The 11,932-nt window shown below is 72.5% G+C and carries 9 protein-coding genes; 6 read left to right on the top strand and 3 right to left on the bottom strand.

Translation table 11 applies throughout. The annotated features are described in order from the left end of the window. Positions 1-221 precede the first annotated feature (221 nt). Positions 222-1,208: an NAD-dependent epimerase/dehydratase family protein gene (locus AB0I10_RS16775; protein ID WP_363153200.1), complete on the top strand. Its 987-nt coding sequence runs from the start codon at positions 222-224 to the stop codon at positions 1,206-1,208. Between the two features lie 228 nt (positions 1,209-1,436). Here the strand turns inward: AB0I10_RS16775 and disA are convergent, their stop codons facing one another. Together disA and radA are read right to left on the bottom strand one after the other, a co-directional pair. Then, positions 1,437-2,561 (bottom strand): DNA integrity scanning diadenylate cyclase DisA, encoded by a 1,125-nt coding sequence (disA, locus tag AB0I10_RS16770; protein ID WP_363153199.1) that lies wholly within the window; start codon positions 2,559-2,561, stop codon positions 1,437-1,439. A gap of 122 nt (positions 2,562-2,683) precedes the next feature. Next, positions 2,684-4,096, bottom strand: a complete 1,413-nt coding sequence (radA, locus tag AB0I10_RS16765) for a DNA repair protein RadA (protein WP_363153198.1) — start codon at positions 4,094-4,096, stop codon at positions 2,684-2,686. Between the two features lie 278 nt (positions 4,097-4,374). Here radA and AB0I10_RS16760 point away from each other — a divergent pair, with 278 nt between their 5' ends. Further along, positions 4,375-6,261, top strand: coding sequence for a sigma-70 family RNA polymerase sigma factor (locus AB0I10_RS16760; protein ID WP_363153197.1), 1,887 nt, complete (start codon positions 4,375-4,377; stop codon positions 6,259-6,261). Positions 6,262-6,336: 75 nt separating this feature from the next. Here AB0I10_RS16760 and AB0I10_RS16755 read toward each other — a convergent pair whose 3' ends face one another. Next, a complete protein-coding gene (locus AB0I10_RS16755) occupies positions 6,337-7,185 on the bottom strand; it encodes a hypothetical protein (protein ID WP_363153196.1) in 849 nt (282 codons plus the stop codon). A gap of 57 nt (positions 7,186-7,242) precedes the next feature. Between AB0I10_RS16755 and AB0I10_RS16750 the strand changes: the two genes are divergently transcribed. The 4 genes from AB0I10_RS16750 to ilvD all read left to right on the top strand — a co-directional run bounded on the left by AB0I10_RS16750 (position 7,243) and on the right by ilvD (position 11,862). Further along, positions 7,243-8,181: a Ppx/GppA phosphatase family protein gene (locus AB0I10_RS16750; protein WP_363153195.1), complete on the top strand. Its 939-nt coding sequence runs from the start codon at positions 7,243-7,245 to the stop codon at positions 8,179-8,181. 164 nt (positions 8,182-8,345) lie between these two features. After that, entirely contained in the window at positions 8,346-9,158 is an 813-nt protein-coding gene (locus tag AB0I10_RS16745; protein WP_363153281.1) for a sugar phosphate isomerase/epimerase, read from the top strand. Beyond that, positions 9,155-9,787: a TetR family transcriptional regulator gene (locus AB0I10_RS16740; protein ID WP_363153194.1), complete on the top strand. Its 633-nt coding sequence runs from the start codon at positions 9,155-9,157 to the stop codon at positions 9,785-9,787. The genes AB0I10_RS16745 and AB0I10_RS16740 overlap by 4 nt, the downstream gene beginning before the upstream one ends. A gap of 224 nt (positions 9,788-10,011) precedes the next feature. Continuing rightward, entirely contained in the window at positions 10,012-11,862 is a 1,851-nt protein-coding gene (ilvD, locus tag AB0I10_RS16735) for a dihydroxy-acid dehydratase (RefSeq protein ID WP_363153193.1), read from the top strand. The last annotated feature ends 70 nt before the right edge of the window (positions 11,863-11,932 follow it).

The following is an 11,932-nucleotide window of genomic DNA, read 5'->3' as shown; positions in this document are numbered from 1 at the left end:
GGGCTGAGCAGCCGGGGGTGGGGGTGGCTGGTGATGAGCCCCCGGGCCGAGGAGGTGTCGTCACACGCCCCGGCCCAGGAGGTGTCGCCACGCGCCCGCCCCGCCCTGACGGGCTCCTGCCCTGACGGGCTCCCGCACGCCTCCGGAGCCTCATGCTCCGTTCGTTGCGCTGAGAGCGTGCAGTGCTGGCTCGGCCGGCAGTCGTGGGGCACAGTCGCGGCATGAAGCTACTCATGCTGGGTGGAACGGAGTTCGTGGGCCGGGCGGTCAGCGAGGCGGCGCTGGCGCGGGGTTGGCAGGTGACGGTGTTCCACCGTGGGCGCCACGCCCCGCCGGAGGGCGCGACGGCGCTGCACGGCGACCGCGGGGACGCGGCGGGGCTCGCGGCCCTGGAGGAAGGCGAGTGGGACGCCGTCGTCGACACCTGGTCCGGCGCGCCGTCGGCCGTACGGGACACAGCGCGGCTGCTCGCGGGCCGGGTCGGGACGTATGTGTATGTCTCCAGCCGGTCGGTGTATGAGTATCCGGCCGCGCGGGGGCTCGACGAGGAGGGCCCGCTGGTGCCGGGGTCCCCGGATTCCACGGATTCCGACGACTATGCGCAGGCCAAGCGCGGCGGCGAACTGGCCGCGATCGGCGCATTCGGGGACCGGGCGTTGCTGGTCCGGGCCGGCTTGATCATCGGTCCTTACGAGAACTGCGGGAGGTTGCCGTGGTGGCTGGGCCGGATCGCCCGCGGCGGCCCCGTCCTCGCGCCGGGGCCGCGGGAGTTGGCCCTGCAGTACGTCGACGCCCGCGACCTCGCGGAATGGACGCTGGACGCGGTGCAGGCGGGGCTCGGCGGCCCGTACAACATGATCAGCGCGCCGGGGCACGCCACCATGGGCGAGCTGCTGGAGAGCTGTGTGAAGGTCACGGGCTCGGACGCCGAACTGCGCTGGACCGCCCCGGAAGACGTGCTTGCCGCCGGTATCGAGCCATGGACGGAGCTGCCCGTCTGGCTGCCGCCGGGCGAGCTGTGTGACGCGATCTACCACGGTGATGTGTCCAAGGCCCTTGCCACCGGGCTGAACTGTCGTCCCGTCAGCGAAACCGTGGCCGACACCTGGGCCTGGCTCCAGAGCATCGGCGGCACGGCACCGCAGCGTCCGGACCGCCCGGCGAAGGGCTTGGCACCGGAGAAGGAGGCGCAGGTGCTGCGCGCCTGAGGGCGGCGGGGGAGCGGCGGGGCCGTGTAGGGCGTCGGGAATCCGTACGGCGTCGGGAATGCCTGCGGCGTCGGGAATGCGTACGGCCCGCGCGGTGTGCACCGTGCGGGCCGTACGGGGTCGTGGAGCGGTCGTGAAACGCTCCGAGGGCTGGACGTGCTCCTGGCCGTACTCCTAGGCGTACGGCCTGGACCGACGTAGTCCTAGACGTACGGCCTGGGCCTACGCCTACACGTACCGCTCCAGGATCGACGACTCCGCCAGTCGCGAGAGGCCCTCGCGGACCGAGCGGGCGCGGGCCTCGCCGACGCCGTCGACGGTCTGGAGGTCGTCCACGCTCGCCGCGAGCAGCTTCTGCAGGCCGCCGAAGTGGTCGACGAGGCGGTCGATGACCGTGCCGGGCAGCCGCGGGACCTTCGCCAGCAGGCGGAAGCCGCGCGGGGAAACCGCGGAGTCCAGCGTCTCGGGAGCGCCGCTGTAGCCCAACGCGCGGGCCACGATGGGGAGTTCGAGCAGTTCGGTGTGGCTGAGCGCGTCCAGCTCGGAGAGCGCTTCGGTGACCGTGCGGGAGCGCTTGGCGGTCGGTTCGGGGACGTAGTCGCGGACGACCAGCTCGCGCTCGGGCTCGACGCCGGCGATCAGTTCGTCGAGCTGGAGGGTGAGGAGCCGGCCGTCGGTGCCGAGTTCGACGACGTACTCGGCGATCTCGGTGGCGATGCGACGGACCATCTCCAGGCGCTGGGCGACGGCGGAGACATCGCGGACCGTCACCAGGTCTTCGATCTCCAGGGCGGAGAGGGTGCCGGCGACCTCGTCCAGGCGGAGCTTGTAGCGCTCCAGGGTGGCCAGCGCCTGGTTGGCGCGGGAGAGGATCGCGGCGGACTCCTCCAGGACGCGGCGCTCGCCGTCGACGTAGAGGGCGATCAGGCGCATGGACTGGCTGACCGAGACGACCGGGAAGCCCGCCTGGATCGAGACGCGCTGCGCGGTGCGGTGGCGGGTGCCGGTCTCCTCCGTCGGGATGGAGGCGTCCGGCACCAGCTGCACACCGGCCCGCAGGATCTTGGTGATGTCCTTGTCGAGGACGAGGGCGCCGTCGAGTTTGCAGAGCTCGCGGAGGCGGGTCGCGGTGAATTCGACGTCCAGCACGAAGCCGCCGGTGCACATGGACTCGACGGTCTTGTCGAAGCCCAGCACTATCAGCCCGCCTGTATTGCCGCGGAGGATGCGCTCCAGGCCGTCGCGCAGCCCCGTGCCCGGCGCGACGGCGCTCAGCGAGGCGCGCATCAGGCTCTCGGTGCCGGAGCTTCCACCGGACCTGCCGGGAGACGATGCCCGGTCGTTGGCTGCCACTGCACTCCTCCGTCGCACGGTCTGTCGGTCCGCGGCCGCCCGGCCCTTGCTGCGGTGACGTACCAGAGGAGCGTACGTGGCCGGCGGCAAGACTGCGGTGACGGGCGAGACCAGGGCAAAGTCTACCGGCGCTGCTCCTCTTCCCGTGGGGCCTCCCGCCGTACCCGCTTGGGAAGGACGCTCAGCGCCTGCCCGACGTCGGCGACCTCCAGCACCCGCATCCCGTCGGGGATCTTGCCCGGGTCGGACGGGACGAGGGCGTGGGTGAAGCCGAGGCGGGCCGCTTCGGAGAGCCTGCGCTGGACGCCCGTGACCCGTCTGACCTCGCCGGCGAGCCCGACCTCGCCGATGGCGACCAGGTTCTTGGGGAGGGGGGTGTCGCTGGCCGCGCTGGCGAGTGCGAGGGCCACGGCGAGGTCGGCGGCGGGCTCGGACAGCTTCACGCCGCCGACCGTCGCGCTGTAGATGTCGCGCTTTCCCAGGGCGCTGATCCGGCCGCGCTGCTCCAGGACGGCGAGCATCATCGAGACCCGGGAGGTCTCCAGGCCGGATGTCGTACGTCGGGGGGAGGGGATCTGGGAGTCGACGGTCAGCGCCTGGACCTCGGCGACCAGGGGGCGGCGGCCCTCCAGGGTGACCGTCAGGCAGGTGCCGGGGACCGGTTCGGCGCGGCGGGTCAGGAAGAGGCCGGAGGGGTCGGTGAGGCCGGTGATGCCTTCGTCGTGCAGTTCGAAGCAGCCGACTTCGTCGGTGGTGCCGTAGCGGTTCTTGACGCCGCGTACGAGGCGGAGCCGGGCGTGCCGGTCGCCCTCGAAGTGCAGGACGACATCGACGAGATGCTCCAGGAGGCGGGGGCCCGCGATCGCGCCGTCCTTGGTGACATGGCCGACCAGGAGGGTGGACATGCCGCGTTCCTTGGAGGCCCGGATCAGCGCGCCGGCCACCTCGCGGACCTGGGCCATGCCGCCGGGCGCGCCGTCGATCTCGGGGGAGGCGATGGTCTGCACCGAGTCCAGGACGAGGAGGGACGGCTTGACGGTGTCGAGGTGGCCCAGGACGGCGGAGAGGTCGGTCTCGGCGGCCAGGTAGAGGTGCTCGTCGAGGGCGCCGATGCGGTCGGCGCGCAGCCGTACCTGGCTCGCGGACTCCTCGCCGGTGACGTAGAGGGTGCGGTGGGCGTCGCTCGCGGCCTTGGCGGCGACGTCGAGGAGGAGGGTGGACTTGCCGACGCCGGGCTCGCCGGCCAGCAGTGCGACGGCGCCGGGGACCAGCCCGCCGCCGAGGACGCGGTCCAGCTCGGGCACGCCGGTGGAGCGGGCGGCGGCCTGCTTGCCGTCGACCTGGCCGATGGGCAGGGCCGCGGTGGTGACCCGGCCGGGCGCGGTCGTACGCACCGCGGGGGCGCCGCCGAACTCCTCGACCGTGCCCCACGCCTGGCATTCGGGGCAGCGGCCGAGCCACTTCGCGGTGGTCCAGCCGCACTCGGTGCAACGGTAGGAGGGGCGCTCCTTGGCCGACGTTTTACGGGTTGCCATGGGCTCACCGTATCGGCGGGGTCCGACAATGCTCCCCGGAGCGCTTCAGGAGCAGGCCCCCGTCCCAGCGCTCAAGGAGCAGCGGCGGCTCCGTTGGTGATATCGCCGGTATTGCTGATATCGCCGATCATTGCGCCAACCGGGTGACGTAACCCGAGCACGCCGGGCGCGGAATGGGCGATTCGTGTCCCCTTTTGAGGGAGATGGTCACCCGTATGGGTTAAAAGCGGCCAAGAGGAGCGAGTGCGGCTGCATCATCCGCCTACCGTCGCCGGGTGATGAGCAGCAGGCCAGAGCACTCCAGGCAGTCCACCGGCGCACACCGGTCGCGCAGCGGCTCTCCGGGCCGGAGCCGGCCGCAGCCTTCCGAGCGGCCCGGCCGGTCCGACGGCGCCAACGGTCCCCTTGGTGCCGACGTCTCCAACAGCCGGTACGGCGCAGGCCGCCAGGAGCCCTACGAGCCCTATCTGGACGGGCTGTTCACCTACTGCCTGTCCGTCCTGTGCGAGCACGACGCGGCGACCGTGGTGCTCGGTGAGACGCTCGCGCTCGCCGAGCGGCAGCACGGCCGGCGGCCCGCCGACCCGGCCCTCTACCGCCCCTGGCTCTACGCGCTGGCCCGCTGGGCCTGTCTGCGCCGGCTCGCCGAGCTCCCCCAAGCACCTCCGACGATCCCCCGGTCTCAGCTCCTCCCCCACTCTCACGTTCGTTCGAGCGGGGGGACCCCCAGCGAGCCGGACGCCGAGGCGGCCGTCGACGCCCGGCGGCAGCGCGAACTCGCCGCGCTGGCCTGGCCGGAGGCCGCCGGGACGAGCCCCGAGCAGCGCGAGGCGCTGGAGCTGTCGGTACGCCATCGCCTCCCGGCCCGTGAGGTCGCCGCGGTGCTCGGTGCGGAACCGGTCGCCACCCGTGCGCTGCTGGCCGCCGCGTCCTGCGAGGTCGAGCGGACCCGGGCCGCGCTGGCCGTCGTCGAGCGCGGCCGGTGTCCCGATGTCGCGCGGCTGGCCGGCGACACCCAGATGCTGCTGGGTGTGGCGCTCCGCCGTGAGCTGGTGCGCCATGTGGACGAGTGTGCCGAGTGCCGGCGGACGGCCGAGCGGGCCACTGCCGCCGGGCCGTGGCCGGGCACCGCGCCCGCGGCCCAGGGCGCGCTGCCGCTGGTCAGCGCGGAGCGCGAGGCCGTTCTCGGTGCGCTGGCGGCGGCCCGGCGCTCCCGGTCGGGGCGTGCGGAGGGGGTGCCGGGCGCGTCGGCCGGGACCGGAGGCGGCCGCTCCGGCAGGCCAAACGGTTCTCCTCGCTACGACCGCACCGGCTTCCCCGTAGGGCCCACGGACCGGGCCGCCCGCCGCCGCAAGCTGCGCAGCCGGGCGCTGACGACCACTGTCGTCGCGACGGTGCTGGCGGCGCCGGTGCTGGCGGTGTGGGCGGCGTACCGCAACGCCCCGGCGACCGGCGAGATGGACGGTGTCCCCTCGGTGACGGCCAACGAGTCGGACAGCGGGCGCCTGGACGGCCGCCCGTACAAGAACGCCGGCAACGCCAGGGCGACGCCCGAGCGGGGCTTCGCGGCCGGCGCGGGGTCACCCGATGTGTCGGTCGAGGTGGTCGGTGCGGACGGCACCGCGCGGCGGCCCGGTGAGCCGAGCCGGGAGCGGAAGGGGCCGGGGCGGCTGACCGTCACCGCGCAGCCGAGCGGCGGCACGACGGTCATCACGATCAGCGCGTCCGGCGGCTCCCCGGTGCGGTGGGCGGCGTCGGCGGTCGCCCCCTGGGTGCAGCTGAGCCAGACGGCCGGCAAGCTGCGGCCGGGGGAGTCCACGACGGTCACGGTCCATGTCGACCATGACCGGGAGCCCGAGGGGCACTGGCGGGCCCGTATCGCCATCGATCCCGGCAGCGCCGCCGTCACGCTGGAGGGCTACGGCGCGTCCGGTCCCGCCCCGGGCCGCCCCTCGCCGACGCACCCTCATCCGACCCCGTCGCATCCGACGCCGACGCCGACCCACAGCGAGCCCGGGCCGACGCCGACGCACTCCACGCCCAGCCCGTCCCCGACCCGGCCGAGCGAGACGCCGACGCCCACCGCGAGCCAGGCTCCCAGCGGCAGCAGCAGCGGCGGGCCGTCGGCGCCGCGGCCGTCGCACACCACTCGCCCCGCTCGCTGACCGTGCGGGCAGGGGCGGGAGCGGGCCGGGCGACGGTACGGGGCCTGTGACGCCGTTACAGCGGCGCCCGGACGCTCACTTCCGCGGGTCCGCCGGATGCGGCGCCATCGGCAGCGTCGCCGACAGCCGCTCCTCGCACAGCTCCGCCAGCTTGGCGTACGCCTTCTTGCCCATCAGCTCGGTGAGTTCGGGCTTGTAGGAGACGTAGACCGGCTCGCCCGCGCCGTGCGCCGAGGTCGCCGAGGTGCACCACCAGTGCAGGTCATGGCCGCCGGGGCCCCAGCCGCGCCGGTCGTACTCGCCGATCGTCACCTGGAGGACGCGGGTGTCGTCCGGCCGGTCGATCCAGTCGTAGGTACGCCGGACCGGCAGCTGCCAGCAGACGTCCGGTTTGGTCTCCAGCGGTTCGCGGCCCTCGCGCAGCGCGAGGATGTGCAGCGAGCAGCCGGCGCCGGCCGCGAAGCCGGGACGGTTCTGGAAGATGCACGAGCCCTCCCAGCGCCGGGTCTGCCGCTCGCCGTCCTCGTCCTCCTGGACCCAGCCGGTGTCCGTGCCGACGTCGTGGAACTGCCACAGGTCGGGCGTGAGACGTGCCACATGCTGGGCGACCCGCTTCTCGTCGTCCTCGTCGGAGAAGTGCGCGCCGAGCGTGCAGCAGCCGTCGTCCGCGCGGCCGGCCTGGATGCCCTGGCAGCCGCTGCCGAAGATGCACGTCCAGCGGGAGGTCAGCCAGGTCAGGTCGCAGCGGAAGAGCTGCTCGTCGTCGGCCGGGTCGGGGAAGGTGACCCAGGCGCGGGCGAAGTCGAGGCCGACCTCGTCGGCCGAGGCCCCGTGCGCAGTCTGCGCCGCCCGCGCCGCTTGGGCGCGCCGCTTTTCGTCCTTCTTCAGGGCTTTTTCCTGCTTCGCCTTTTTCGTCTTTGCCACGACTCCAGCCTAAGGCGGCTGACAAGTGACGCCTGCCACGGCAGTAGGTTTCCTCGTATGAGACTCGGTGTCCTCGATGTGGGTTCGAATACGGTCCATCTCCTGGTGGTGGACGCACACCCCGGCGCACGCCCGCTGCCCGCCTATTCGCACAAGGCCGAACTGCGCCTTGCCGAACTGCTCGACGAAGCCGGCGCCATAAACGACGCCGGCGTGGAGCGGCTGGAGGCCACGGTCCACGAAGCGCTCCAGGTGGCCGAGGACAAGGGCGTCGAGGAAGTACTGCCGTTCGCCACCTCCGCGATCCGCGAGGCCACCAACGGCGAGGAGGTGCTGCGCAGGATCGCCCGGGAGACCGGCGTCGAGCTGCGGGTGCTGTCCGGCGAGGACGAGGCGCGGCTCACCTTTCTCGCCGCCCGCCGCTGGCTGGGCTGGTCCTCGGGCCGGCTGCTGGTCCTGGACATCGGCGGCGGCTCGCTGGAGATCGCCTACGGTCTCGACGAGGAGCCGGACGCGGCGGTCTCGCTGCCGCTCGGTGCGGGCCGGCTGACCAGCAGCGGTCTGCCGGGCGACCCGCCCGAGAGCGACGACGTACGGGCGCTGCGCCGCCGGGTGCGGGCCGAGATCGCCCGGGTGGTGAGCGAGTTCTCCCGCTATGGGACGCCCGATCATGTCGTCGGGACCTCCAAGACCTTCAAGCAGCTGGCCCGGATCGCGGGCGCGGCGCGCTCTGCCGAGGGGCTGTACGTCCAGCGGGAGCTGACCCGCAAGAAGCTGGAGGAGTGGGTGCCGCGGCTCGCCGGGATGTCGGCGCTGGAGCGCGCCGCGCTGCCCGGCGTGTCCGAGGGACGTTCGCGGCAGCTGCTGGCCGGGGCGCTGGTCGCGGAGGCGGCGATGGACCTGTTCGGGGTCGAGACGCTGGACATCTGCCCGTGGGCGCTGCGGGAGGGCGTCATCCTGCGGCGGCTGGACCATCTTCCGGCGCCGACTCCGTAGGGCGTGTCGCTGCCGCCGCGCGTGGCGTGCCGGTGCCGTACGGATGGGGTGTGTGCGTACGGCGGCTGTATGTGTAAGGCGCGTCACACGGCGGAGCGTGGTCGTCCGGACCTCCTGCCCCGTGCGCAGTCCTGGCCCGTACGCTGTCCCTCGTGACAGAGCCAGTGGTGCGCATCCCGGATGCGAAGGTCGCCCTGTCCACGGCCTCGGTGTATCCGGAGTCGACGGCGACGGCCTTCGAGATCGCCGCGCGCCTGGGCTACGACGGCGTCGAGGTCATGGTGTGGACCGATCCGGTCAGCCAGGACATCGAGGCGCTGCGCCGGCTCTCGGACTACCACGGGGTGCCGGTCCTGGCCGTGCATGCGCCCTGTCTGCTGATCACGCAGCGGGTCTGGTCCACCGACCCCTGGGTCAAGCTGCAGCGCGCGCGGAACGCCGCGGAGAAGCTGGGTGCGTCCACGGTCGTGGTGCACCCGCCGTTCCGGTGGCAGCGCGGCTACGCGAGGGAATTTGTCCGCGGCGTGTGGCGGATGGAGCATGAGACGGATGTGAAGTTCGCCGTCGAGAACATGTATCCGTGGCGCTACCGGGACCGCGAGATGCTGGCGTACGCGCCGGACTGGGACCCGACCACCGACGACTACCGGCACTTCACCGTCGACCTGTCGCACACCGCCACGGCGCGCAACGACGCGCTGGAGATGGTGGCGCGGATGGGCGACCGGCTGGCGCATGTCCATCTCGCCGACGGCAACGGCTCCGCCAAGGACGAGCACCTGGTGCCGGGCCGCGGCAGCCAGCCCTGCGCCGACCTGCTGGAGCGGCTGGCCGCCGGCGGTTTCGCGGGCCATGTCGTCGTCGAGGTCAACACCCGCCGGGCGATGTCCGCCGCCGAACGCGAGGCCGACCTCGCCGAGGCGCTGGCCTTCACCCGCCTGCATCTCGCCTCGCCGACCTGGGTGCCGGGCTCGTGACCGGCGGCGGAGACGACGGGGCCCCGGCTCCGGGCCGCCGCCGCGGCCGCCCGGCCCGTGCCGAGACCGAGGGCGGGCCCGGTGCCCGCGAGCGGATCCTGGCCGCGGCCCGTACGGAATTCGCCGAGCGGGGCTACGACAAGACGTCGGTACGCGGTATCGGCAAGGCGGCCGGGGTGGACCCGGCGCTGGTGCATCACTACTTCGGCACCAAGGAGCAGGTCTTCGCCGCCGCCATCGAGCTGTCCTTCGCGCCCGCGCTGACCATGCCGGAGGTCATCGCGAGTGGCGGCGAGGCGGTGGGCGAGCGGATGGCCCGCTTCATGTTCGGCGTGTGGGAGAACCCGGTCAGCCGGCAGCCGCTGCTGGCGATCATGCGCTCGGCGCTGACCAACGACACCGCGGCGGCGGTGCTGCGCGGGCTCATCGAGCGCCGGCTGCTCCAGCGGGTCGCGGGCGAAGTGCACGTTCCCGATCCGGAGTTCCGGGTGCAGCTGGCCGCGGGCCATCTGATCGGTATTGCGATGCTGCGCTATGTGATCAAGATGGAGCCGGTCGCCTCGGCGGACACCGAGGAGATCATCGCGATGGTCGCGCCGACGCTCCAGCGGTATCTGACCCAGCCGTGAGGCGGCGGGACCCGGCACCGGTCCGTCCGCACTCTGGTCAGCCATCTCACATACCGGAGTCACCGTCCAGATCTTGGATCAAGAGCGTAATCTCGGCTTCAGCTGCTATATGACGCCGGGCGGCACGTGGCAGGCCGATCCGGCCCGCCCCCAAGCTCTTGAGGAGCAGGGGGGACCCACCGCCACCGGCGGTCGTACGGACGAATACCGAGGGAGTGACCATCGTGCCTGAGCTGAGGTCCCGCACCGTTACCCATGGCCGCAACATGGCGGGTGCCCGCGCCCTTATGCGGGCCTCGGGTGTAGCGAGCGAGGATATCGGCAAGCCGATCATCGCCGTCGCCAACTCCTTCACCGAGTTCGTGCCCGGTCACACGCATCTGCAGCCGGTCGGTCGCATCGTCAGCGAGGTGATCAAGGCGGCGGGCGCGGTGCCCCGCGAGTTCAACACCATCGCGGTCGACGACGGCATCGCGATGGGGCATGGCGGCATGCTCTACAGCCTCCCGTCCCGCGACCTGATCGCGGACAGCGTGGAGTACATGGTCGAGGCGCACTGCGCGGACGCCCTGATCTGCATCTCCAACTGCGACAAGATCACCCCGGGCATGCTGAACGCCGCCCTGCGGCTCAACATCCCGACGGTCTTCGTCTCCGGCGGCCCCATGGAGTCCGGCCGGGCCACGCTCGTCGACGGCACGGTCCGCACGCTCGACCTGGTCGACGCGATCTCGGACGCGGTCAACGACAACATCTCCGACGCGGACATCCAGCTCATCGAGGAGAACGCCTGCCCGACCTGCGGCAGCTGTTCCGGCATGTTCACCGCCAACTCCATGAACTGCCTGACCGAGGCCATCGGCCTGAGCCTCCCCGGCAACGGCTCGGTGCTCGCCACGCACACCGCCCGCAAGGCGCTGTACGAGAACGCCGGCCGCACGATCGTCGACATCACCAAGCGCTACTACGAGCAGGGCGACGAGACGGTCCTGCCGCGCAACATCGCCACCTTCGACGCCTTCGAGAACGCCATGGCGCTCGACATCGCGATGGGCGGCTCCACCAACACGATCCTGCACCTGCTCGCCGCCGCCCAGGAGGGGGGCGTCGACTTCGGCCTGGAGGCCATCGACGCGGTCTCGCGCCGCGTCCCGTGCCTCGCCAAGGTCGCCCCGAACGTCGCCAAGGACCGCACGTACTACATGGAGGACGTGCACCGCGCGGGCGGCATCCCGGCCCTGCTCGGCGAGCTGTACCGCGCGGGCCTGCTCAACGAGGACGTGCACACCGTCCACTCTTCCTCGCTCGCCGACTGGCTCAAGACCTGGGACGTGCGAGGCGGTTCGCCGTCCGCCGAGTCCGTCGAGCTGTGGCACGCGGCCCCCGGCTGCGTCCGCTCCGCCACCGCCTTCTCGCAGTCCGAGCGCTGGGAGGCCCTGGACACGGACGCCGAGGGCGGCTGCATCCGCTCCGCCGAGCACGCGTACTCCAAGGACGGCGGCCTCGCGGTCCTCAAGGGCAACCTCGCGGTCGACGGCTGTGTCGTGAAGACCGCGGGCGTCGACGAGTCGATCTGGACCTTCGAGGGCCCGGCCGTCGTCTGCGAGTCGCAGGACGAAGCCGTCGACAAGATCCTCAAGAAGGAGATCACCCACGGCGACGTGGTGGTCATCCGGTACGAGGGCCCCAAGGGCGGCCCCGGCATGCAGGAGATGCTCTACCCGACGTCGTTCCTCAAGGGCCGCGGCCTCGGCAAGACCTGCGCCCTGATCACCGACGGCCGCTTCTCCGGCGGCACTTCGGGCCTGTCCATCGGCCACGCCTCGCCCGAGGCGGCCTCCGGCGGCACGATCGCGCTCGTCGAGGACGGCGACCGGATCCGCATCGACATCCCGAACCGGACCATCGAACTCCTCGTCGACGAGGCCACGTTGAGCACCCGCGAGGCCGCGCTGAACGGCACGTACGCCCCGAAGAACCGCGAGCGCAAGGTCTCGCAGGCGCTGCGCGCGTACGCGGCCATGGCGACCAGCGCCGACAAGGGCGCGGTGCGGGACGTGTCGAAGCTGGGCTGAACCTGATGCTCTGTGAGGGCCCCGGCCGCTGGAATCAGCGGCCGGGGCCCTTCGCCTACGGGGACGGGGG

Source organism: Streptomyces sp. NPDC050636, from assembly GCF_040654775.1.
GTDB lineage: Bacteria > Actinomycetota > Actinomycetes > Streptomycetales > Streptomycetaceae > Streptomyces.
This window is presented reverse-complemented; position numbering and strand designations above follow the sequence as displayed.